Source organism: Streptomyces sp. NPDC091371 (genome assembly GCF_040684275.1).
GTDB lineage: Bacteria > Actinomycetota > Actinomycetes > Streptomycetales > Streptomycetaceae > Streptomyces.
The window spans coordinates 63674-87308 of sequence record NZ_JBFBFP010000014.1; the positions used below are offsets into that span (position 1 = coordinate 63674).

Here is a 23635-nt window from a genome sequence, read left to right on the forward strand (position 1 = left end):
GCGCCGGAGTAATCCACGGGCGAACGCGAGGTCGGATTCCCGCCGGACTCCGGCGGGCGGGCGCGCCACGCTGGAGGGCATGACGATCAGCTACCGGGCGAGGCCCATCGAGGAGACGGCGCTCAAAGAGCTCCGGGTACGGGACGACGCGGGACGGGAGTGCGTCCCCTACCGGGACGAGGAGGGCGGGGCGCCGCTGCGCTGCTGCCTGCGGGCGAGCGAGGCCGGCGAGCGGATCGCGCTCGTCTCGTACGCGCCGCTGCGCCGCTGGGCGGCCCGCACGGGCGCCGATCCCGGCGCCTACGACGAGCAGGGGCCCGTCTTCGTCCACGCCGAGGCGTGCGCGGGGCCCGCGGAGGACGGCGGACACCCCTTCGCCCGCCCGGGCGTGCAGCGCACCGCCCGGCGGTACGACGCCCGCGGGCACATCGTCGGGGGGCGGGTCCTCGACCTGGGCGAGGATCCCGACGGGGTGATCGACCGGGCCCTCGACGAGGCCTTCGCCGACCCGCGGGTCGCCCTCGTCCACCTGCGGGCCGCGGAGTTCGGCTGCTTCCACTTCGAGGTCCGCCGGCCTGCCTTCAGCCCCTCCGGCGTTTGAGGAGCGGGGTCCGGGGCGGAGCCCCGGGAAGCCGGGCCGCGGGCTGCCGGACCCATTCCAGACCCGAGCGGGTCGGCCGGCGATCCTGACATGCGAAGGGGGCGGGTGCCGTACGGCACCCGCCCCCTTCGTTGCTGATCGCGCCCGGCCGGACTCAGGCCTGGCGCAGCTCCTCGGCCACCAGCTCCGCGATCTGGACCGCGTTCAGCGCGGCGCCCTTGCGGAGGTTGTCGTTCGACAGGAACAGGGCGAGGCCGTTGTCCACCGTCTCGTCGACGCGGATGCGGCCCACGTACGAGGCGTCCTTGCCGGCCGCCTGGAGCGGGTTCGGGATCTCCGAGAGCTCGACGCCCGGGGCGTCCTTCAGCAGCTCGTACGCGCGCTCGACGCTGATCGGGCGGTCGAAGCGGGCGTTGATCTGGAGCGAGTGGCCGGAGAAGACCGGCACGCGCACGCAGGTGCCGGAGACCTTGAGGCCCGGGATCTCGAGGATCTTGCGGGACTCGTTGCGGAGCTTCTGCTCCTCGTCGGTCTCGAAGGAGCCGTCGTCCACGATCGAGCCCGCGAGCGGCAGCACGTTGAAGGCGATGGAGCGCTTGTAGACGCCCGGCTCGGGGAACTCGACGGCCTCGCCGTCGTGGACCAGCTTGGTCGCGTCGGCGGCCACGGCCTTGACCTGGCCGTCGAGCTCGGCGACACCGGCCAGGCCCGAGCCGGAGACGGCCTGGTAGGTGGTGGCGATCAGCGCGGACAGGCCGGCCTCGTCGTGCAGCGGGCGCAGCACGGGCATCGCGGCCATGGTGGTGCAGTTCGGGTTCGCGATGATGCCCTTGGGGCGGTTCTTGATCGCGTGCGGGTTGACCTCGGAGACGACGAGGGGGACCTCGGGGTCCTTGCGCCAGGCGGAGGAGTTGTCGATCACGACGGCGCCCTGCGAGGCGACCTTCTCGGCGAGGGCCTTGGAGGTGGCGCCGCCCGCGGAGAAGAGCACGATGTCCAGGCCGGAGTAGTCGGCCGTCGAGGCGTCCTCGATGGTGATCTCCCGGCCCTCCCACTCCAGGGTCGAGCCGGCCGAACGGGCCGAGGCGAACAGGCGCAGCTCGTCCACCGGGAACTTCCGCTCGGCGAGGATGCCGCGCATGACTCCGCCGACCTGTCCGGTGGCTCCGACGATTCCGACCCTCACGGTGACTCCTTCTGCTCCGTACGACGCGGGCGCGCGTGGAGCCATCATGCGTGCGACCCCACGAGCCTTGTCCAATCCATTGTCCGCAGTACGGACGATCTGCCGCGCGCAGCGGGTCCGCGGAGCCTCAGTCGCGGACCCGGAGGCTCCATTTTTCCAGCGCGCGGAGGCTGACCAGGCCGGGCGGCAGGTCGTACACCCCCGGCTCGGTGCAGAGCCGCTCCAGGGGGGTCAGATCCTCGTCCAGCGCGAACATCACGGTCAGCGAGGGAGCCCTCCGCGAGCCGTGCCGGACCTCCGCCTTCGCCCCGTTGGCCGGTACGCGCACCACCTGCGCACCCCGGCCGGCCAGCTTCCCCTCCAGCACCGGGGCGCTGTGCAGGGGCAGCACCGTCAGCTTCCACGGGACCGTCTCGGGAGTCACCACCACGACGTGGGCCCAGCCCTCGGGGCCGACGGCGAGCGGGCCGGTCACCGGGTGGCGGTCCTTGGTGTGGGTGACGAAGAGGCCCGGGCCGTCCGGCTGGAAGGTGCTCAGCTGCACCCAGTCGTCGCCGGGGCCCTCGCGCTCCAGCCTGATCAGGGCGGGCGGGCCGCCGTACCACAGCACGGTCGTCCCCCGGCCCGATCCGCCGGTCCCGAGGGCTTCGACCGTATCGGCCGGGCGCAGCCGCAGCCGCCAGTCGCAGTTCGCCTCGATGCGCAGCCGCATCGCGGAGCCGCCGCTGCCGAACGCCAGCCGCCGGCCCCGCAGGCCGTGCTCACGGCGGTTGATCGCGAGGACCGGCTCGTTCTGGTCGTCGATCCGGTACACGCTGAACCGGGTGCCCGAGTCCGTCGCGCCGAGCACCTCGTAATCCAGTACCGACTCTTCCCCGGGGTGCGGGTTCGGCACGGTGATCTCCTGGTCGCCGGTCCCCTCGTACACGCAGTCGTACGGGACCGGGCCGGCGGGCGCTCCGGAGTCCCGCGGTCCGACGGGCGGCGGCGCCGCGTCGACCTTGTCCACCTCGGTCATCGCGGGGCCGGTCACCGGGGCGGCCGGGAGCGCCTCGGGCCGTATGCCGAAGTCGGCGGCGAGCGCGGCCGGACCGGCGGTGTAGCCCTGGCCCACCGCACGGAAGCGCCAGGCGCCGTCGCGGCGGTAGCACTCGCCGAGCACCAGCGCGGTGTCCATGGCGGCGTCCGCCGCCTCGTACCGGGCCACCGGCGTTCCGTCGCCCGCGGCCACCTCCACGTACAGCCCGTCGACCGCGCCGAACGGCCCGCCGGCGGCGAAGGCGGCGATCAGGACCCGCTGCACGGCCGGCTCCACGTCGTCCGGGTCCACCTCCAGCCGCTGGACGAGCTGTCCGCCCTCCTCGGCCCCGCCCAGGTGCCGGACCGCTCCGGACGGGTGCCGGGGCCCGTCGGCCAGGACCACGTCGGCGTCATCGCGGACCCGGCCGACGGCGTCCAGCAGCACTGCCGCGGCGGCCACCGCCACAGTCCCCGGCCGGGCCGTGCGCCCCACGGTGACGCGGAACGGCCCGCAGGCCAGCGGGGTGTTGGCCCCTCTTTCGGTGATCGTCATCCCGGCATCCTGTCATCGGCCCGGGGCAGCGAGAAGGGCCGGTGCTCGCCATCGGCACCGGCCCCTCCGTCATGCGGTCACACCGTCACGCGCGTACGCGCTACGGCAGGACCTTCTCGATCTGCACGCTGCCGGTGCCCGCGGCGGTGCCGCGGGCGTTGAGCAGCTGGACCTGGCCGAAGAACTGCCGGCCCTCGGGGGCGGCGGCGTTGACCAGGACGTTCGCCGAGACGGCCGTGGAGGCGCCGTTGGCGAGGTTCACCGCGGCGGCCTCGTCGACCTGGACGGAGCCCAGGGCGGCCGAGAAGTACACGTCGCGGTAGTCGTACGTGGTGGAGCCGGACGGGACCGCGTAGCCGAACACCTTGATCGTGTAGGTGCCGGCGGCCGGGTTGACCAGGCTCACGGACTCCTCGGAGTCGCCGTCGGCGGAGGAGCCGACCTTGACGCCGTCCTTGAACACGTCGAGGTCGAGGTCGGCGGCGGTGTCGGACACCTTGCCGATCGCGATGTCGAGGCGGGAGACGCCCTCGCCGATCGTGACCTCGGTGGTGTGGGTCTCACCGTTGGCGATGGTCGGCGTGGCGACCTTCGCGGAGCCGAGCGGGCCGCCCTGGAGCTTGCCGCCGGCGATGGCCGCACCGTCGTTCTTCACGGTCCACTGGACCGGCGCCGGGGTGCCCTGCTTGACCTCCGGCAGGACCTTGACCGCGGGGTCGAAGGCCGCGCCGAGCACGGAGACGTCCAGCTTGAACGGGTTGTCGAGGAGCGGCGACGTACGGCGCGACTCGACCTCGATCTCCCAGACGCCCGGCTGCGGGTCGGCGTACGACCGCAGGTCGGGGCGGCACTTGTTCGCCGGGTTGTCGTAGTTCGGGTAGCACTGGGTGGTCGCGCTGTCCTCGACGCCCACACCGTAGGGGTGGATCGAGATGAAGCGCGTCTGGCTGCCCGCCGCGAGGCTGCCGAGGGCGACCTCGAGGGTCTTCGCGCCCTGCGGCACGGTGACGAAGTACGACTTGTGGCTGTTGCGCTGCACGGACGAGGTGTTCGAGAAGCTGAACGACGGCTTCGCCAGCGGGGTCGAGGAGACGACCGTCGTCAGGATCTGCTTGTCGATGCCCTCGGTGGTCTCGTCGTCCAGCTGCAGGATGCCGCTGTGCACGCCGGCCGTCTTGGGCTTGGCCTCGACCTTGATGGTGACGGGCTTGTTCAGGGGCAGGGTGACGTAGTCGTAGTCGCCCAGGATCTTGAACGTGCCGTCGTTGTTGCGCCAGCTCAGGTTGTGCCGGGTGCCGTACTTGACGCCCGTGGTGCGGGTGACGACGACGTCGTAGACCTTCTTCTGGCCGACCTTCAGGCCGCCCTCGCGGTCGTAGAGGCCGGTGCCGAAGCCCGGGGTCTTCAGGAACTGGTCGATCGCGGTGTCGACCGGAGCCTTGACGGTGAACTCGTTGGCCTTCGCGCCGCGCTGGATGGACTCCCACGCGCCGGGAACGTTGATCAGGCCCGAGCCCTGCGCGTGCGCCGGGACGTCGTCGATCTTCTTGGCGGTGCTGGTCAGCGCCGTGCGCAGGGCAGCCGGGGTCAGCGCGATGTTCTTCTGCTTGGCGGCCGAGATCAGCAGGGCGCTGGCGCCCGCGGCCTGCGGCGAGGACATCGAGGTGCCCTGGAGCATGCCGTAACCGGCCGGGAGGGTGTAGCCGGCCTCCTTCACGGGCGCGCCGGGCAGCCAGGTCTGGATGGTGTTGATGGACGCGCCGGGGGCGGTGATGGTCGGCGTGAACCCGCCGTCCTCACGCGGACCGCGCGAGGAGAAGGGGAACATGTTGTACTTCTTGGTCACGCCGGAGCCGTAGTTGGCGGCCCAGGTCTCCTTGGAGACCGCGGCGCCCACGGAGATGACCTTGTCCGCGAGACCGGGGTCGCCGATGGTGTTGATGCCGGGGCCCTCGTTGCCCGCCGAGATGACGAGCTGGACACCGTAGGTGTCGATGAGGTTCTTGTAGAGCTCGGAGCGGGCGTTGTTGCCGTCGTTCAGCGCCGGCAGGCCGCCGATGGACATGTTGACGATGTCCACGCCGCGGTTGACGACGAGGTCGATCATGCCCTCGGTCAGCGCGATGTTGGTGCAGCCGCCGGACCAGGTGCAGGCGCGCGAGGAGACGAGCTTGGCGCCGGGCGCCTCGCCGTTCATCTTGCCGCCGAAGAGGCTGTTGGCGGCGGTGATGCCGGCGACGTGCGTGCCGTGCTCGGACTCGATGATGCCGATGTTGACGAAGTCGGCCTTCTTGCCGACCCAGTCCCCGCCGAGCGGGTCCATCGGGACGTCCTTGCGGATCTCGATCACGAACGGGATGCGCTCGGCGACGTCGGTCGCCGGGTTGTCCGTGCCGAAGTAGCCGATCTGGTAGCCGTCCTTGTACGGCTTCATCGGCTCGTTGTTCGTGAAGTCGTTGTCCTGGTCGGTGTCGACGCGGACGGTGCCGGCGGCGGCGTCGTAGAGCATGCCGAACCGGTCGGTGGTGTCCCCGTCCCGGTTGACGTCGCCCTTCATGTCGCCGTTGGCGGTGATCGACTCGGTGAAGCGGCTCCACTGGAAGCTGCCCTCGGGGGCCTTCCAGCTCGCGCCGCCCGCCGTGAAGGTGCCGCCGGCGGTGGTGACCGGGGTGATCTGGGCGCGCCAGGTGGCGTCGCCGTCGGTGATCGGGTCGGTCGCGGTGACCCAGTCGACGATCTTGCGCTCGCCGGTGGTGGTCTTCTGCAGGGCCGGGTGGCCGAGGTCGACGCCCGAGTCCATGATGCCGATGGTCACGCCGCGGCCGTCGGCCTGCGGGTTCTTCGCGACGAAGTCCACCGCGCCGGTCTCGAAGGACGGGTTGTACGGGTTCTTCGCCGGGGTGTTCTTGTCCGGCGCCGGGTACGAGCCGGGCTGCGGCTTCGCGGCCGCGCCCGCGTCCTGGCCGGCGTCGGGGCGCGGGTCCGGCAGCTGGATCTCGTGCCGCAGGTCGATGCCGTGCACCGAGGACAGCTTGGCGGCCGCCTTCAGCGCGGCCTCCGCCTTGCCGGTGGGCAGGGTGGCGCGTACGTATCCGAGCTTGTCGTACGTCTGGCCCACCGAGGCGCCGGGTACGGCGTCGAGCTGGTCCGCCACCTGCTTGGTCTCGCCGGGAGCGGTCGCGACCATGACGGTGACGTTCGCGTCGCCCTTGGCCTTGGCCTGCTGGAGGAGCTCGGCGTCTGCCGAACCGAGCTTCTGGTCCGCGGACTTGACGGCCGGGCTGGAGCCCGGGGCGTCGGCTCCGTTCGCCGCGAAGACGGGCGCCGAGCCGGTGGCCGCGAGGGCGGCCACCAGACCGGCCGCGGCCGCGACGCGCGCGACGCGTCTGGCCCCGGGTATGGAGCTGGGGGATTCGAGGGTCATCAGCATCCCTGGTAAGTGAAAGATACGGTCCGGATTTCGGTGCCGGATGACCGGTCAGCTTTGCGCAAACGACAGCCGTTTGGGGAGAGTTGTCATTGACCGATACCCGCCATGGCGGGCATTCGCCACTGCGGCGGATGCGCCAGCGGGGACTTACCGGGACAGGGCGGGGTGAACCGCTGGGGCCGCGGAGCTGATTTGTCGACTTGGCGACCACGCGGCGGCACCGGGACGCGATCGCGCCCCGGTGCGGGTGTGACAGTTTCGGACCGTTCAGCGCTCGCGCGTGCGCGCGTAGTGCCGGGAGGCCTTCGCCCGGTTTCCGCAGACGGCCATCGAGTGCCAGCGCCGGGTGCCGTTGCGCGAGATGTCGAGGAAGTGCAGGACGCAGGTTTCGGAGGCGCACTTGCGGATCCGGTCGGGCGCGGTGCTCAGCAGCTCCAGGTAGTTCCGGGCGGCCGTCCAGGCCGGACCCCAGGTCGGATCGTCGAACTCGGCGCGCTCGCCCGGGCCTTCGGCCGTCAGGGTGGCGCGGATGCGGCCGTGTTCCAGTACGGCGTCGACCAGTTCGCGGGCGCTCTCGTCCGCCGGGTCCGCCACCGCGCGGGCCAGCGCCTCGCGGGCGGTCATCAGGTGCACGAGGGTCGCGGCGTCGGCCCGGAAGCGGCCGGCCAGCCCGGCGGACTCCAGCCAGACCGCGAGCCCCTGCACCCGGGTCAGGCCCGCGGCCCCGGCGAAGAGGTCGAGCGGTTCGCCGTCCATGACCCAGCGGGTGTTCAGCAGGTCGAGCGCGATCGGCTCCCCGGTCAGGGGGCGCGGGTCCGTCGCCGTCATGTCCGTCTCGTCTCCTGGGCTGGGCAGCTAACCCCTCAAGGGTACGTGAACGGTTGACGCCCGCATGCCTAACCGTTAATCTCGATTTAGAAGGTTAGAACCTTGGAAATCCTCTGGGGAAGGACCCGTCATGACGACTGCCATCAGCAGGCTCCGCACCGGGCACGTGGGCCTGAACGTCACCGATCTGGAGCGCTCGACCGGCTTCTACCGCGACGTCCTGGACTTCACGGTCCTCGTCGAGGGCAAGGAGGAAGGGCGCCGGTTCGCCCTCATCGGACACGACGGCGAGCTCGTGCTCGCCCTCTGGGAGCAGGCCGAGGGCCGGTTCGCCCCGGCCGCGGCCGGGCTCCACCACCTGGCGCTCGCGGCCTCCGACATCGACGAGGTGCGGTCGTACGAGACGCGGCTGCGCGACCTCGGGGTCGAGTTCGCCTACGACGGCGTCGTCGCCCACGGCGAGGGCGCGGCCTCCGGCGGCATCTTCTTCCACGACCCGGACGGGATCCGCCTGGAGATCTCCGTCCCGACCGGCGCCGAAGGTTCCCCGGCCCCCGTCGCGGGGGCTCCCACCTGCGGTTTCTTCTAAGGACGGAGGCGCTCATGTCCGGGGCCTACCACTGGGGCTCACTGGCCGTACAGGAACGGGTCGGCGTGCGCGAGCTCGCCGAACACGTCGGCCGCTCGATCGGCACGGGCATCCGGGACGTCGCCGCGGCCTTCCTGGAACTCCAGCCGCACCTGGTCGTCGGCGCCGCCGACGGCGAGGGCCGGCTGTGGGCCTCCCTGCTCACCGGCGCGCCCGGTTTCGTACGGGCCACCGGGCCGGACCGGATCACGGTCGCCGGGGGACTACCGCCGGGCGATCCGCTCACCGGGGCGCTGGCCACGGCCGGGACGAGGGTCGGCACCATCGCGCTCGACCCGCGCACCCGGCGCCGGATGCGGCTGAACGGGACGGTCGAGGTGACCGGCCGGGGGTTCGCTGTGCGGGCCGAGCAGGTCTTCGCCAACTGCCCCAAGTACCTGCAGAAACGCCAGCCGCTGGACCTGGCGGCCGAAGGAGCCGGTGTCGTGCGGCGCGGTGACGCGCTCACCCCCGACCAGGAGCGGGCCGTCCGCGCCGCCGACACCTTCTTCGTCGCCACCACGGCGGAGGCGGACGGGGTCGACGCCAGTCACCGCGGCGGGCTGCCCGGCTTCGTGGAGGTGCTCTCGCCGACCGAGCTGACCTGGCCGGACTACGCGGGCAACGCCATGTTCCTCACCCTGGGGAACCTGACGGCCGACCCGCGGGCCGGACTGATCTTCCCGGACTGGGAGACCGGGGCCGTACTCCAGCTCAGCGGCCGGGCCGGGGTCGAGTTCGGGCCCGACGGAAGCCGCGCCACCCGCTTCCGCGTGGAATCGGTGGTCGAGGCCGTCCACCCGGGGCGGCTGCGCTGGAGCGCCCCGGAGTACTCGCCTCACCTCGGCAGCACCACCAGATAGGCGGCGGGCTCACGGTCGCCGGACGCCGTCAGGGCGGTCCGGACGACCGCGGCCTGCTGCTCGGGCCAGTCGCGGAGCTTGCGCGGGGTGATGTGGATGACGGTCACGCCGAGCCGCTCCAGCGTCTCGCGCTTGCGGACGGACTCCGACCACTCCTCGTCCTCGCCCTGGCGCGGGGCGCGGGTGTCGATCTCCACGGCCACGGAGTGCTCGGGCCAGAAGGCGTCGACCCCGCCGAGGTGCGGGCCGCCGGGGATGCGCAGGTCCACGTTCCAGACCGGCTCGGGGAGGTCGTAGCCGCGTACGAGGTGGTACAGCCGGTCCTCGGCGATGGCGCGGCCCTCGGCGAGGAGGGACTCGACGGCGTCCACCACGTGCGGGCGGTTGAGCAGCCGGGCCACCGTCAGCTCCCGTACGACGGCGGCCGGTTCGCAGTGCCCGGCGCGGACGGCCTCGCTGAGCAGGCGGCGTACGGTGCCGGCGTCGTCGAGCTGCGCGACGGCGTCGGCGACGGCCCGCGCGACCGGCGCCACCGGCAGCCCGGTCACCTCCTGGGCCCGGGGCGGGGTGTGGGCGCGCACGATCCGCACGTCCCCGGTGGAGCGCAGGCGGCGGGTGCCGGGCACGAGCACGTCGATGTGCGAGAGCGCGAGCAGCGCGGGGGCGGAGGCGAACCGGTACAGGGCGAGCGCCGCCAGCCCGGTGATCATGGCCTCGCCGTGCCCGCGCCGGCCGGCGTACAGCAGCGCGGCGTGCAGCCGCTCCTCGCTGGTCGCGGGGCCCGAGTGGAGCAGGAACACCCCGGGCAGGATCTGCTGCCAGGGCCGCTCGGCGGCGTCGGAGGCGGTGACGCCGTGCTCGCGCAGCTGGGCGAGGGTGAGCACGCGGGGGCGGCTGGCGGTGAGGTGGGCGAGGGGGAGGGGTGCGTTCTGGTTCATGACGCGGTGATTCCCTCAGGCCATGGCCTTGCTAACCGGTGTTACACGCCCGTCGACAAACCCGGACAACCCGGGGCTAAAGTACGGGCGTTCGATGGCCGATAGGCTGCCCCGCCGTGCCCTGGGGCTCCGCCCCAGACCCCGCGCCTCAAACGCCGGCGGGGCTGGAACCCCCAGCCTCGCCGGCGTTTGAGGCGCGGGGGTCCGGGGCGGAGCCCCGAACCCCCGGCGGGGTCAGCCGGCCGCCGCGTCGCAGTGCTGCGCGCGCAGGGCACGGGCCAGGTCGTCCCGGGACTCCAGGACCAGGCGGCGGAGCGCAGGGGCCGCGTCCGGGTGCGAGGACAGCCACGCGTCCGTCGACGCGATCGTGGGCTCCGGGTCCTGGAGGGCCGGGTAGAGGCCCTTCACCACGTCGATGCCGATCTGGATCGACCGGTCCGACCAGATCCGCTCCAGCACCGAGAAGTACGGCTCCGCGTACACCGCCAGCAGCCCCCGCTGGGAAGCCTGCTGCATGCCCGCGATCGTCGCCTCCACCAGCGCGTTCGACAGCGCGTCCGACTCGACCACCGCCGCCCACGCCTGGTCCTTCACCGCCGCGGACGGCCGCGCCGCCAGGCACCGCACCTGGTGCCTCTTGCCCGACGCCGTGTCGTCCCGCGACAGCTCCGCCGCCAGTACGCCCTCGTCCACCGCCCCGTGCGCGGCCAGCGGCAGCAGGAAGTCCCAGCGCAGCTCCTGGTCCACCTCCAGCCCGTCGATCCGGGCGGAGCCGTCCAGCAGCCCCAGCAGCAGCTGGAAGTCGCCCTCGGTCGCCGCACTCGCCGCGAAGAAGCGGGCCCACGTCAGCTGGTGCTCCGACCCCGGCTCGGCCAGCCGCAGCTCGTGCAGCGCGCCCGCCGCAAGCTCCCGGCCGCCCTGTTCGCGCCGGTCGGGGGCCGAGTAGTGGGTGACGGCGGTCAGCGCCTGGGCGTGCAGCATCTGGAGCACGCCGACGTCCGTCTCGCGGCCCGCGTGGGCCAGTACCAGCGTGAGGAAGTCGCGGGCGGGCATCAGCCCGTCGCGCGTCAGGTTCCACAGCGCCGACCAGCTCAGCGCCCGCGCGAGGGGATCGGTCAGGTCGCCGAGGTGTCCGCGCAGCGTGGCCAGCGAGCCCTCGTCGAAGCGGATCTTGCAGTAGGTGAGGTCCTCGTCGTTGACCAGGACCAGGTCGGGCCGCTCCCGGCCCGCCAGCTCCGCGACGACCGTCCGCGCGCCCGACACGTCGACCCCGGCCCGCGCGTAGCGGACCAGGCTGCCGTCGGACTCCAGCCGGTACAGGCCGACCGCCACCCGGTGCGGGCGGAGCTCCTCGCCCTCCTGGACCACCGCCAGCTCCGTCACCCGCCCGCCCGCGTCGTACGTCAGCACCGGGGTCAGCGCGTTCACGCCGGCCGTCTGGAGCCAGGCCCGCGACCATGCGGCCATGTCCCGGCCGGAGACCTCGGCGAGCACCGACAGCAGGTCGTCCAGGGTGGTGTTCCCGTACGCGTTGGCCTTGAAGTAGCGCCGCGCGCCCTCCAGGAAGGCGTCCCGGCCCACGTACGCCACGAGCTGCTTCAGGACCGCCGCGCCCTTGGCGTACGTGATCCCGTCGAAGTTCAGCTTCGCGTCCTCCAGGTCACGGATGTCGGCCGTGATCGGGTGCGTGGACGGCAGCTGGTCGGCGCGGTACGCCCACGCCTTGCGGCTGTTGGCGAAGGTGACCCACGCCTGGTCGAAGCGGGTGGCCTCGACCAGCCCGAAGGAGCCCATGAAGTCCGCGAAGGACTCCTTCAGCCACAGGTCGTCCCACCACTTCATGGTGACCAGGTCGCCGAACCACATGTGCGCCATCTCGTGCAGGATGACGTTCGCGCGCCGCTCGTAGGAGGCCTGCGTGACCTTCCCGCGGAAGATGTACTCCTCGCGGAAGGTGACCATCCCCGGGTTCTCCATGGCGCCCAGGTTGTACTCCGGCACGAAGGCCTGGTCGTACTTCCCGAAGGGGTACGGGTAGTCGAAGATCTCGTGGAACAGGTCGAAGCCCTGCTTGGTGACGAGGAAGACGTCGTCCGCGTCGAAGTGCTTCGCCAGCCCCTTGCGGCACATCGCGCCCAGCGGGATCGTCAGGTCCCCGCGCGTGTAGGAGTCCGTCACGTAGTGGTAGGGCCCGGCGACGACGCACGTGATGTACGTGGAGATCGGCTGGGTCTCGGCGAACCGCCACACCCCTCCCTCGCGCGACTCCTCCGCGCCGTTGCTCCACACCTGCCAGCCCTCGGGCGCGGTCACCTCGAAGCGGTAGGGCGCCTTCAGGTCCGGCTGCTCGAAGTTGGCGTACACCCGCCGCGCGTCCGCCGGCTCGTACTGGGTGTAGAGGTAGACCTCGCCGTCCTCGGGGTCGACGAAGCGGTGCAGGCCCTCGCCCGTGCGGCTGTACGCGCAGTTGGCGTCGACGACCAGGACGTTCTCGGAGGCCAGGCCGTCCACGGCGATCCGCGCGCCGTCGAACACGGCGGCCGCGTCGAGCGCCCGTCCGTTCAGGGTCACGGAGTTCACCGAGGGGGCGATCAGGTCCACGAACGTGGAGGTGCCGGAGGCCGCGGCCCGGAAGCGGATCGTCGTCACCGAGCGGAAGGTGCGGGGGCCCTCCGCGGGCTCGGCCTCCTCCACCGCCGACCTGATGTCGAGGACCACCTCGTACCCGTCGACGGACAGCAGCTCCGCCCGTCCACGGGCCTCTTCGCGGGACAGGTTCTCTGCGGGCACGTGCACTCCTTCGTGCGTGATCGTGTTCTTGTGGCGAAATCCTCGCACGGGGGGAATGCGTCCGGCTGCGTCCTGGTTGGCGAGACGGAACACCGGCCAGTGATGAGCTTTTCAAGACGCAGACTCAAGGAGAGACATGACCGACACCCAGGTGCGCGAGAAGACCCCGGTCGACTTCTGGTTCGACCCGCTCTGCCCCTGGGCCTGGATGACCTCCCGTTGGATGCTGGAGGTCGAGAAGGTCCGCGACGTAGAGGTCCGCTGGCACGTGATGAGCCTCGCCGTGCTGAACGAGAACCGCCTCGACGAGCTGCCCGAGCGCTACCGAGAGCTGCTCGGCCCCAAGGGCTGGGCCCCGGTGCGCGTGGTGATAGCCGCCCAGCAGAAGCACGGCGACGAGGTCACCGGCAAGCTGTACACCGCCCTCGGCACCAAGATCCACAATGAGGACAAGGGGGCGACCCGCGAGGTCATCGCCGAGGCGCTGGCCGAGGTCGGCCTGCCGGCCGAGCTGATCGCGTACGCCGATTCCGACGAGTACGACGAGGTGCTGCGCGCCTCCCACAACGACGGCATCGACCGGGTCGGCCAGGAGGTCGGCACCCCGGTGATCTCGGTGCCCGGCGCCGAGGGCGACGAGGTGGCCTTCTTCGGCCCGGTCGTCACCCCGACCCCGCGCGGCGAGGCCGCCGCCCGGCTGTGGGACGGCACCCTGCTGGTCGCCTCCACGCCCGGCTTCTACGAGATCAAGCGCACCCGTACCAAGGGCCCCTCCTTCGAGTAGCCCGCATGGGGTTCCTCCCTTAACGTCCCGGTATGGGTCCCGATGACACGCGGGTTCCGCTCGGCCGCGAGGGCGGCCGGGCGCAGCCCGCGATACCGAACGGCAACGCACCGCACGCGACGCTGCCCGCACGCCCCCGAGACCGGGTGCTGCGGGCGGCTTGCGTTGCGGTGCCGCCGCTGTGGACGGCCCTCGGGATACCCCACGCGGCGGGCGCCCTGCGCCACTACCTGCGCGGTACGGGCCGCCCGTACCGGGTGGACGCCCGCGCGCTGCTCGCGGTGGACGCCGTACGGGCGGAGGTCGACCGGCGGCTGGCCGAATGGCGGGACGCGGCCCGGGCCCTGGGTGAACCGGGGGCGTACGCGGCCGACAGCGGCTGGCGCGGGGTGCGCATCACCCGGCGGGCCGGCGAGGGCGGTGACGTGGACTGGTGGCTGGCGCTGCGCGGGGCGCAGTACCGGATCAGCGGCACGGTCCGGGTCCACGAGGACGGGTCGGTGGTGACCGACTACCGCTTCCAGGTCCACAAGACCTGGAACTTCGACCGCGGGGAGTCCGAGTTCGGCATCCCCTTCACGCCCTTCGCCCGGCTCCACGAGACGGGCCTGGCCCGCGAGTTCACGGCCGTCGGCGAGGTGGACGGCCTGGTGGACACCGAAGGCGCAGAAGGCGCAGAAGGCCCCCGCGAGTCACGTCCTCGCGGGGGCCTTCCGGTGGACACGCCCGCCGGTGAAGGTTGAGAAGACGATCACGAGGCGGACGGGTTTGCGGGGTGCCGATCAGCCCTTGGCGGGGATCAGCAGCGGGGTGTTCGCCTTGGCGTCGGCGTAGCGCCCGGCCACGTCCTGCCAGTTGACGACGTTCCACATCGCCTCGATGAAGTCCACCTTCTGGTTCTTGTACTGCAGGTAGAAGGCGTGCTCCCAGGCGTCGAAGACCAGGATCGGGGTGCTGGCCACGCCCACGTTGCCCTGGTGGTCGTAGACCTGCTCGACGACCAGGCGGCCGCTGACGGGCTCGTAGGCGAGCACGCCCCAGCCGGAGCCCTGGGTGGCGGAGGACGCGAAGGTCAGCTGCTTCTTGAACTTCGCGAAGGACCCGAAGGACTCGGTGATCGCGTCGGCCAGGTCGCCCAGGCCGTCGGCCGCCGTGGGCTCGCCGCCGCCCTCGCCGGTCTTCGGGCTGGCCATGTTGTGCCAGTAGATGCTGTGCAGGATGTGGCCGGAGAGGTGGAACGCGAGGTTCTTCTCCAGGCCGTTCAGGGCGCCCCAGTTCTCCTTCTCGCGCGCCTCCGCCAGCTGTTCGAGGGTGTTGTTGGCGCCCGTGACGTAGGCCGCGTGGTGCTTGTCGTGGTGCAGCTCGATGATCTGCGGGTTGATCACGGGCTCGAGCGCCGCGTAGTCGTACGGAAGCTCGGGAAGTGTGTAGATGGCCATGCGTGTTATCCGGTCCCCTCGGCGTGCCAACTGCTTATTGCCCAGCTTGTTATTGCAACTGATGCGCAACTGCACGCTAGCAGTATCTATTCCAAACGCCGAAGGCCGGGCCGGTGTCGCACACCGGCCCGGCCTTCTGGCGGACGATCAGGCAGCGGCGGCAGCCGCCCGGCGCTGCATCACGTAGCCGGCCACCGCCAGGGCCACGGTCAGCCCGCCGGTGAACACCACCTGCCCCCGGGTGTCCTCGCCCGCGGCCATCAGCACCAGCACCCCGACCACCCCGGCCAGCGCCACCCAGGTCAGGTACGGGAAGCCCCACATCCTCACGACGAGCTTCTCGGGGGCCTCGCGCTCCAGCCGGCGGCGCAGCACGAACTGGGAGACCGCGATGAACCCCCAGACGACGAGGATGACCCCGCCGACCATGTTCAGCAGCCACGCGAAGAGGGTGTCCGGGTACCAGTAGGACAGCAGCACGGTGACGAACCCGAAGCCCGAGGAGGCGAGCACCGCCCGGCGCGGCACCCGGCCCTCGACCTTGCCGAGCGCCTTCGGGCCCTGGCCGCGGGAGACCAGGGAGTAGGCCATGCGCGAGGAGCCGTAGATGTTGGCGTTCATCGCGGACAGCAGGGCGATCAGGATGACCACGTTCATGATCTGGCCGGCGGCCGGGATGCCCAGGTGGTCCAGGGTGGCCGCGTACGGGCCCTGTTCGGTCACCGCCGGATCGTTCCACGGCAGCAGGGTCACGATGACCAGCATCGAGCCGACGTAGACGATCGCGATCCGCCACATGGTGGTCCGCACGGCCTTGGCCACGCCCTTGACCGGGTTCTCGGACTCGGCGGCCGCGATGGTCACCGTCTCGAGCCCGCCGTACGCGACGACCGAGGCCAGCAGCCCGACCAGCAGGCCGTCCACCCCCGTGGGCAGGAAGCCGCCGTCGTGCAGCAGGTTGGCGGCCCCGGGGGAGGCGGTGCCGGGCAGCACGCCGAGGACGGCCAGCACGCCCAGGCCCAGGAACAGCCCGATCGCGCCGATCTTGAGGGCGGCGAACCAGAACTCGAACTCGCCGAAGTGGGAGACGGCCGCCAGGTTCGACCCGCAGAACACCGCCATGAAGATCAGCACCCACATCCAGGAGGGGGTGCCGGGGAGCCAGCCCGTCACGATGTGCGCCGCGCCGATGGCCTCGATGGCCACGCCCACGCACAGCAGGGTCCAGAACATCCAGCCCGCGGTGAAGCCCGCCCAGGGGCCGATCGCCCGCTCCGCGTGCACCGAGAAGGAGCCGGAGACGGGATGGGCGGCGGACATCTCGCCGAGCATCCGCATCACGAACATCACCAGCAGCCCGGACGCGGCGTACGCGAGCACGATCGAGGGCCCGGCGGCCGCGATGCCGGCCCCGGAGCCGACGAAGAGCCCGGCGCCGATGACGCCGCCGAGGGCGATCATCGAGAGGTGGCGCTGCTTGAGGCCGTTGCCGAGGGGGGATCCGGGCTCGGCCGGCGCGGACGCCGGACCCTGCCGCTCGGGAGGTGTGATGGTGCTCTGGATCATGCGGCCAGTCTGCCCATCGTCCGTTAACCGGATGCTCGGCGTCCGAAATCCGGACACCCGCCTCACGTGACGTGACCGTCCGCCCCCGAAACCACTACGGCCCGGGACTCCCGTCCCGGGCCGTACAGCCGAAGGCCTCCTCCGCTCAGGACCGGCGGTCCCGCAGCTCCCGCACCCACGCCACCACCAGCACCACCGACGCGGCGCCCGCCGACCACAGCAGCTGCGGCCGCGCCGAGTCGTCGAACAGCATCAGCACCAGCACCGCGCCCATGCCGAGCAGCGCGAACCAGGTCGCGTACGGGAACAGCCACATCGGCAGGGTCAGCCGCTCCGGCATGTCCCGCTCGATCCGGGGGCGCAGCTTCAGCTGCGAGAAGGCGATCAGCGCCCACACGAACAGCAGCACCGCGCCGACCGCGTTGAGCATGTACAGGAAGATCGTGTCCGGCCACAGCAGGTTCAGCACCACCGACGCGAAACCGAACGCCGCCGACGCGCACACCGCGACGCGCGGCACCCCGCCGCCCGAGACCTTCAGCAGCGACTTCGGCGCCTCGCCGCGCTCGGCCAGCGAGAACACGATGCGCGAGGAGCCGTACAGGTTCGCGTTCAGCGCCGACAGCAGCGCCACGAACACCACGATCTCCATGATCGTGCCGGCCTTCGGGATGCCGATGGAGTCGAGGACCGCGACGTACGGGCTCTGGCCCGGCTTCAGCGAGTCCCAGGGCAGCAGGGCGACGATGACCAGCATCGAGCCGACGTAGAAGAAGAGGATGCGCCACACCGCGCTGCGCACCGCGCGGGACACCGAGCGGGCCGGGTCGTCGGACTCGGCGGCCGCGATCGTGACGACCTCCAGGCCGCCGAAGGCGAAGACCACGGCGAGCATGCCCGCGACGACCCCGCCGATGCCGGCCGGGAAGAAGCCGCCGTGCCCGGTGAGGTTGGCGAGGCCGACGGGTTCCGTGTCGGGGAGCAGGCCGAAGATTGCGAGCGTGCCGAGGATCAGGAACAGCACGATCGCGCCGACCTTGAGCGCCGCGAACCAGAACTCGAACTCGCCGAAGTTCCGCACGGCCGCCAGGTTGGCCACGGTGAAGACCACCATGAAGACCAGCACCCAGACCCACTGGTCGACCGAGGGCACCCAGCGGTTCGCGATGTCCGCGGCCCCGGTGGCCTCCACCGCCAGGACCACGACCAGCAGGAACCAGTACAGCCAGCCCGCCGAGAAGCCGGCCCAGCGCCCCAGCGCCTTCTCCGCGTACACGGAGAACGAGCCCGAGGCGGGCATCGCCGCCGACATCTCGCCCAGCGCCCGCATGACCAGCATCGCGAGGACACCGGCGAGCAGGTACGAGCAGATGATCGCGGGACCGGCGATGCCGATGCCGGCCCCGGAGCCCACGAAGAGCCCGGCGCCGATGACGCCGCCGAGGCCCAGCATCGTCAGGTGGCGCTGCTTGAGGCTGTGGCTGAGGGGTTCCGGGGGCAGCTCGGACGTCGGGGGAGGGGGAGGGGGAAGGGGGACTTCGGACAGGCGCTCGCGCATGAGGGGTGCTCGTACTCTCGTTGGGCCCGGCGGCGGTGGGGGCTCCGCTTCTGGATTGGCGGGATCCCACAGTCTCCCCGAGCGGAAGCGTCCCGCGCAAAACGGACGTGCTGACAGATCTTCCCAGTGACACGGATCACGCCGGGCGGGGCGTTGATCGCGATCTTTGTGTGATCCCCACGAAACCAGCCGGTACGGCTTTGTGCTGGGTGGCGGTGGGGCTGAGCCCGGCCGCCCCATAGCGTCGGTGATCGTCCTGCCCCTCACCCGGCACACCTCACCCCTCGGAGCCAACGATGAGCACCGCTTCCGCCGCCGCTTCCGCATCCGCCGCCTCCTTCCGGCCCGGCGCCGTCCTCGCCGACCTGCTGCCCGCGAGCCGGGTCCGCGACATCGCGCTCGTCGCCGGCGGGGCCGCGCTCACGGGGCTGGCCGCGCAGATCGCCGTGCCCGTCCCCGGCTCCCCGGTCCCGGTCACCGGCCAGACCTTCGCGGCCCTGCTCGTCGGCACGGCATTCGGTGCCCGCCGCGGCTTCCTGTCCCTGGCCCTGTACGCACTCGTCGGGATGGCCGGGGTGCCGTGGTTCGCGGGCGGCACCTCCGGGGCGGGCGGCGCCTCCTTCGGCTACGTACTCGGCATGCTGCTGGCCGCCACCCTCGTCGGCGCCCTCGCACGGCGCGGCGCCGACCGCTCGGTCCTGCGTACGGCGGGCACGATGGTGCTCGGCTCCGCCGTGATCTACGCGGTGGGCGTGCCGTACCTGATGGCCGCCACCGGCATGTCCCTGAGCGCCGCCGTCGCGGCGGGCCTGACCCCGTTCCTGATCGGCGACGCGCTCAAGGCCGCCCTCGCGATGGGCGCCCTGCCGGCCGCCTGGAAGCTGGCGGGCCGCCGCGGCTGAGCCGCCCCGAACGCCGAAGGAGCCCGGCCCGCCTCACAGGCGGGCCGGGCTCCTTCGTACGTACGCGGCCGGGGGCCGGGGTCAGCTCTGGAGCGCCCGCTTCCGGCGGAAGTCCAGCACCACGCCCACGAGCACGACCAGGCCGGCGACCAGGGTGGAGAGGGTGACCACCTCGCGGTTGGCGTCGTCCACGAACATGTAGCCGATCACGAACATGATCAGTGCGGCGGTGGCCCAGGTCAGCCACGGGAAGAGCCACATCTTCACGGTCAGCTTCTCCGGGGCCTCGCGGACCAGGATCCCGCGCATCCTCAGCTGGGTGAAGCAGATCACCAGCCAGACGAAGAGCGCGATGGCACCCGAGGAGTTCAGCAGGAAGTTGAAGACCGTGTCCTTGAAGGCGTAGTTGAAGTAGACGGCGACGAAGCCGAAGACCGTGGAGCCGAGGATCGCGGCCACCGGAACGCCCCGGGAGTTGACCTTGGCGAACGCCTTCGGGGCGTCGCCGCGCTCGCCGAGCGAGAAGGCCATGCGGGAGGCGGTGTAGAGGCCCGAGTTCAGGCAGGACAGCACGGCGGTCAGGACGATGACCTCCATGATCGTGCCGGCGTGCGCGATGCCGATCGAGTCCAGGGCGGCGACGTACGAGCCCTTCTCGGTGATCGACTTGTCGTTCCACGGGAGCAGGGTCAGCACGATGAAGATCGAGCCGAGGTAGAAGACGCCGATCCGCCAGATGACGGAGTTGGTGGCCTGGGTGACGGCCTTGCGCGGGTTCTCCGACTCGCCGGCCGCCAGGGTGACGATCTCGCTGCCCATGAAGGAGAAGACGACCATCAGCACGCCGGTGAGGACCGCGCCGTAGCCGTTGGGGAAGAAGCCGCCCGCGTCGGTCAGGTGCGCGAAGCCGGCGCCCGGGTTGTCGGAGCCCGGCAGCACGCCGAAGACGGCCAGCATGCCGATGATCACGAACGCGCCGATGGCGACGACCTTGATGCCCGCGAACCAGAACTCGAACTCGCCGTAGGAGGCGACCGAGCCGAGGTTGGTGACGGTCAGGACCGCCATCACGATCAGGGCCCAGGCCCACTGCGGGACGGCGGGGATCCAGCTCTCCAGGATGGCGGCACCGGCGGTGGCCTCCACGGCGAGCACGACGACCCAGAAGAACCAGTACAGCCAGCCGATGGAGAAGCCGGCCCAGCGGCCGAGCGCGCGGTCGGCGTAGGCGGAGAAGGAGCCGGAGTTGGGGCTGGCGGCCGCCATCTCGCCCAGCATCCGCATCACGAAGACCACCATCGCGCCGACCAGCGCGTAGGAGATCAGGATGGCGGGACCGGCCTTGGCGATACCGCCGCCGGAGCCGACGAAGAGACCGGCGCCGATGACACCGCCGATGGCGATCATGGACAGGTGGCGGTTCTTGAGACCGGCCTTCAGACCGTCGGAGGACTGGGCGTCACCGGAGTTGCCGGTGGGGTCGCCTGCCTTCTGAAGGGTCGTCGTGGAGCTCATGGACGGATCCTTAGGTTTCTCGGGTTGCGAGCCCCGGCATTCAAACCTGAGATGAACGGTAGGCGGAAGACCCCAATCCGGATCGTTGCGTAGGGGCGAAGGTCCAGGACCTTGGTCCCCCCTGTCCCATCTGCGTTCTTTGGGTTTACTTGAGCTTTAGAAGTGACTTACGCGACACCCGCCGCGAGTCGCCGGGCCCGCTCGTGCCACACTCGTTCCATGCGCGTGTACCTCGGATCCGACCATGCCGGCTTTGAGCTCAAGAACCACCTCGTGGACTGGCTCAAGAACAACGGCCACGAGCCCGTCGACTGTGGGCCCCACATCTACGACGCGGTGGACGACTACCCGCCGTTCTGCCTCCGCGCCGCGGAGAAGACCGCCGCGGACGCCGACAGCCTCGGCATCGTGATCGGCGGCTCCGGCAACGGCGAGCAGATCGCCGCGAACAAGGTCAAGGGCGTCCGCGCCATCCTGGCCTGGAGCGTCCAGACCGCCCAGCTGGGCCGCGAGCACAACAACGCCAACGTCATCTCCGTCGGCGGCCGGATGCACACCCAGGAAGAGGCCGTCAGCTTCATCGAGGCCTTCCTGAACACCCCGTACTCCGACGAGGAGCGCCACACGCGCCGCATCGACATGCTCTCGGCGTACGAGCAGACCGGCGAGCTGCCGCCCATCCCGGCGCACCACCCGCAGGGCTGATTCCGCTTCCGGCCGTGCCGTCCCTGCGGGGGCGGTGCGGCCGGTTCTTCTTTTCCGACCTCCCGATTCCGACCTCCCGATTCCGACCTTCCGAGGAGTGCCGCCGTGCCTGAGGGGCATACGATCCACCGCCTCGCCCAGGACCACGCCGAGCGGTTCGCCGGGCGGGGAGTCAGGGTGAGCAGCCCGCAGGGCCGCTTCGCCGAGAGCGCCGCGCTGCTCGACGGGCGCGAGCTGGAGAGCGCCGAGGCGCACGGCAAGCACCTCTTCCTGGAGCTCGGCGACGCCTGGATCCACATCCACCTCGGCCTCTTCGGCAAACTCGGCTTCGGCCCCGCCCCGGCGCCGCCGGCCACCGACACGGTCCGGCTGCGCCTGCTCAACGAGGCGCACTACGCGGACCTGCGCGGCCCCACCGCCTGCGAGCTGATCGGCGAGGGCGAGAAGAAGGCGATACACGACCGGCTCGGCCCGGACCCGCTGCGGCCGGACGACGACCCCGGCCGTGCCTGGGCCCGTATCTCCCGCTCCCGCACCACGGTCGCCGCGCTGCTCATGGACCAGAAGGTGGTCGCGGGAGTCGGCAACGTCTACCGCGCCGAGGTCCTCTTCCGGCACGGCATCGACCCGTACCGGCTCGGCAAGGACCTCCGCCGCGCGGAGTGGGACGCCATGTGGGACGACCTGGTGGTGCTGATGCGCGAGGGCGTGCGGAACAACCGCATCGACACCGTCCGCGACGAGCACCTGCCCGAGGCGATGGGCCGCCCGCCGAGGGTGGACGACCACGGCGGCGAGGTGTACGTCTACCGCAGGGCGAACATGCCCTGCCACATCTGCGGGGGCGAGATCCGCACCGCCGATCTCGCCGCCCGCAACCTCTTCTGGTGCCCGGCCTGCCAGGGCCGCTAGCGCGAATCCAGCCCCTCCGGCGTTTGAGGAGCGGGGGCCGGGCGGCGCCCGGGGAACGGTGGAAGGGCGGGTAGGGGGCCGCTCCGCGCAGCGGCGCCCAGAGCCGGCCGGCTAGAAGCCGTGGGGGAGCCAGGGGGCGACGTCCCCGGCGAAGCCGCGGGAGGCCTGGGAGAGGGCGCCCGGGCGCAGCTCGGCTACTCGGCCGGCCGCGGCCAGGGAGGTGAGGGCGATTCCGCCCAGGTAGGCCGAGCCCAGTTCACGGACCGACAGCTCCAGGTCCGCCGGCTCCTCGGTCCGGGCGCAGGAGGCGGCTCCGCCGGCGTCGGCGACCAGCCGCCAGCGGCCCTCGTTCCAGGGGCAGAACGCGTCCTCGACCTCCAGCACCACATCCAGCGCGGCCCCGTACGTCCGGGCTTCAAGCGCCGCCGGGAGGTCCACCAGGCGTACGTGCAACGAGTCCCGCATCCGCGGCTGCGAGCGGCGGACGTCGCTGACCAGGTGCAGCACCGGATCGTCCACCGGCCGCCGGTTCGCCCGTACCGTCCACGTCAGGTCGATCCCGAACAGGTAGCGCCACAGCGCGGCGGTCGCCGCCGGGTCGAGCGCGTCGAGGTCGGCCACCTCGACCCTGCCGTCCGAACCCGTCAGGTCCCACTCCGGCTTCACCCGGTAGCGCGCGTACCCGACCACCTCACCCGCCCGCTCGGCGAGCACGCACTTGAGCGGCGATCCGCCGTCGCGCATCGCGGGCACGTCGAGCAGGGGGAGCTGCTCCCATCCCGGCTGCCGGGCCGGCATGCCCGGGCGGCCGGCGACGAGCTGCGCGTACACCCGTTCGCAGTCGGCCAGCACCGCCTCCGGATCGGCGAGGCGCACCGTCACGTCGTCGGTGCCGGGCGGCACGGAAAGCCGTACCCGGGTCGCGTCGATGTCCACGGCGAGGGCGTATGTCGCCGTGCCGTACCCGAAACGCCCGTAGATCGCCGGATCCGAGGCCGTCAGCACGGCGAGCGCCTCGCCACCCGCTCGGATGTCGTCCAATTGCCGGCGCATGAGGGAGGTCAGCACCCCGCGGCGGCGGTGGGTGGGGGAGACGCCCACCATCGTGACGCCCGCCGCCGGGACGAGCGTGCCGCCGGGGACCGAGAGCCGGAAGGTGAAGGCCCCGGCCGAGGCGACGCAGGCGGCGCCGTCCCAGACGCCCAGCGAGCGCTCCGTCTCCGTCAGCTGACGGTAGAGCTTGCGTTCCTCGGGGGATTCGGGCACACCGCCGAACGCCAGTTCAAGGTGGTCGTACCAGACATCCCACTCATCGGCCTGCAAAACGCGCGTCTCAAGAGCCATATGGCCATCCTTAGCAGGGCATTACGACCCAGTCGACATGTTTTCGAGCGCGGGAGGGCTTCCGGAGCGGGGG

Annotated in this window: 19 protein-coding genes; 8 read left to right on the forward strand and 11 right to left on the reverse strand. The window is 71.6% G+C overall.

The genetic code is table 11. The features are described from left to right. Positions 1-79: 79 nt before the first annotated feature. Positions 80-601 (forward strand): DUF1203 domain-containing protein, encoded by a 522-nt coding sequence (locus tag AB0O21_RS17885; RefSeq protein ID WP_365172082.1) that lies wholly within the window; start codon positions 80-82, stop codon positions 599-601. A gap of 154 nt (positions 602-755) precedes the next feature. Here AB0O21_RS17885 and AB0O21_RS17890 read toward each other — a convergent pair whose 3' ends face one another. The 4 genes from AB0O21_RS17890 to AB0O21_RS17905 form a co-directional block, all read right to left on the reverse strand. Next, entirely contained in the window at positions 756-1787 is a 1032-nt protein-coding gene (locus AB0O21_RS17890; protein WP_365172083.1) for an aspartate-semialdehyde dehydrogenase, read from the reverse strand. Positions 1788-1914: 127 nt separating this feature from the next. Further along, entirely contained in the window at positions 1915-3360 is a 1446-nt protein-coding gene (locus tag AB0O21_RS17895; RefSeq protein WP_365172084.1) for a TerD family protein, read from the reverse strand. 100 nt (positions 3361-3460) lie between these two features. Beyond that, entirely contained in the window at positions 3461-6784 is a 3324-nt protein-coding gene (locus tag AB0O21_RS17900) for a S8 family serine peptidase (RefSeq protein ID WP_365172085.1), read from the reverse strand. A 273-nt stretch (positions 6785-7057) separates the two neighbouring features. After that, a complete protein-coding gene (locus AB0O21_RS17905; protein ID WP_365172086.1) occupies positions 7058-7618 on the reverse strand; it encodes a CGNR zinc finger domain-containing protein in 561 nt (186 codons plus the stop codon). A 130-nt stretch (positions 7619-7748) separates the two neighbouring features. Here AB0O21_RS17905 and AB0O21_RS17910 point away from each other — a divergent pair, with 130 nt between their 5' ends. Then, positions 7749-8207: a VOC family protein gene (locus AB0O21_RS17910; protein WP_365172087.1), complete on the forward strand. Its 459-nt coding sequence runs from the start codon at positions 7749-7751 to the stop codon at positions 8205-8207. Positions 8208-8221: 14 nt separating this feature from the next. Continuing rightward, positions 8222-9109, forward strand: a complete 888-nt coding sequence (locus AB0O21_RS17915) for a pyridoxamine 5'-phosphate oxidase family protein (protein ID WP_365172088.1) — start codon at positions 8222-8224, stop codon at positions 9107-9109. Here the strand turns inward: AB0O21_RS17915 and AB0O21_RS17920 are convergent. Beyond that, positions 9085-10047, reverse strand: coding sequence for a hypothetical protein (locus AB0O21_RS17920; RefSeq protein ID WP_365172089.1), 963 nt, complete (start codon positions 10045-10047; stop codon positions 9085-9087). The genes AB0O21_RS17915 and AB0O21_RS17920 overlap by 25 nt on opposite strands. Positions 10048-10281: 234 nt before the next feature. After that, entirely contained in the window at positions 10282-12837 is a 2556-nt protein-coding gene (gene pepN / locus AB0O21_RS17925; protein WP_365172090.1) for an aminopeptidase N, read from the reverse strand. 136 nt (positions 12838-12973) lie between these two features. Between pepN and AB0O21_RS17930 the strand changes: the two genes are divergently transcribed. Next, positions 12974-13621: a DsbA family protein gene (locus AB0O21_RS17930; protein ID WP_365172091.1), complete on the forward strand. Its 648-nt coding sequence runs from the start codon at positions 12974-12976 to the stop codon at positions 13619-13621. Positions 13622-13653: 32 nt separating this feature from the next. Continuing rightward, a complete protein-coding gene (locus AB0O21_RS17935; protein WP_365172092.1) occupies positions 13654-14364 on the forward strand; it encodes a hypothetical protein in 711 nt (236 codons plus the stop codon). Between the two features lie 39 nt (positions 14365-14403). On the opposite strand, the gene AB0O21_RS17940 is transcribed toward AB0O21_RS17935, so the two are convergent. The 3 genes from AB0O21_RS17940 to AB0O21_RS17950 all read right to left on the reverse strand — a co-directional run bounded on the left by AB0O21_RS17940 (position 14404) and on the right by AB0O21_RS17950 (position 18079). Then, on the reverse strand, positions 14404-15060 hold the full coding sequence (locus AB0O21_RS17940) for a superoxide dismutase (protein WP_365172093.1): 657 nt from the start codon (positions 15058-15060) through the stop codon (positions 14404-14406). A 147-nt stretch (positions 15061-15207) separates the two neighbouring features. After that, a complete protein-coding gene (locus AB0O21_RS17945) occupies positions 15208-16626 on the reverse strand; it encodes an amino acid permease (RefSeq protein ID WP_365172094.1) in 1419 nt (472 codons plus the stop codon). 145 nt (positions 16627-16771) lie between these two features. Beyond that, entirely contained in the window at positions 16772-18079 is a 1308-nt protein-coding gene (locus AB0O21_RS17950; RefSeq protein ID WP_365172160.1) for an amino acid permease, read from the reverse strand. 401 nt (positions 18080-18480) lie between these two features. Between AB0O21_RS17950 and AB0O21_RS17955 the strand changes: the two genes are divergently transcribed. Next, positions 18481-19086: a biotin transporter BioY gene (locus AB0O21_RS17955; RefSeq protein ID WP_365172095.1), complete on the forward strand. Its 606-nt coding sequence runs from the start codon at positions 18481-18483 to the stop codon at positions 19084-19086. Positions 19087-19167: 81 nt separating this feature from the next. Here AB0O21_RS17955 and AB0O21_RS17960 read toward each other — a convergent pair whose 3' ends face one another. Then, complete coding sequence (locus tag AB0O21_RS17960) at positions 19168-20601, reverse strand: amino acid permease (protein ID WP_365172096.1); 1434 nt, start codon at positions 20599-20601, stop codon at positions 19168-19170. A gap of 219 nt (positions 20602-20820) precedes the next feature. Between AB0O21_RS17960 and AB0O21_RS17965 the strand changes: the two genes are divergently transcribed. Both AB0O21_RS17965 and AB0O21_RS17970 read left to right on the forward strand, forming a co-directional pair. Further along, positions 20821-21306: a ribose-5-phosphate isomerase gene (locus AB0O21_RS17965; RefSeq protein WP_365172097.1), complete on the forward strand. Its 486-nt coding sequence runs from the start codon at positions 20821-20823 to the stop codon at positions 21304-21306. Positions 21307-21411: 105 nt separating this feature from the next. Then, the gene (locus tag AB0O21_RS17970) at positions 21412-22218 is read left to right on the forward strand and encodes a DNA-formamidopyrimidine glycosylase family protein (protein ID WP_365172098.1); all 807 of its coding nucleotides are present in this window, start codon (positions 21412-21414) and stop codon (positions 22216-22218) included. A gap of 111 nt (positions 22219-22329) precedes the next feature. Here the strand turns inward: AB0O21_RS17970 and AB0O21_RS17975 are convergent, their stop codons facing one another. Further along, positions 22330-23562, reverse strand: a complete 1233-nt coding sequence (locus AB0O21_RS17975) for a GNAT family N-acetyltransferase (protein ID WP_365172099.1) — start codon at positions 23560-23562, stop codon at positions 22330-22332. Between the last annotated feature and the right edge of the window lie 73 nt (positions 23563-23635).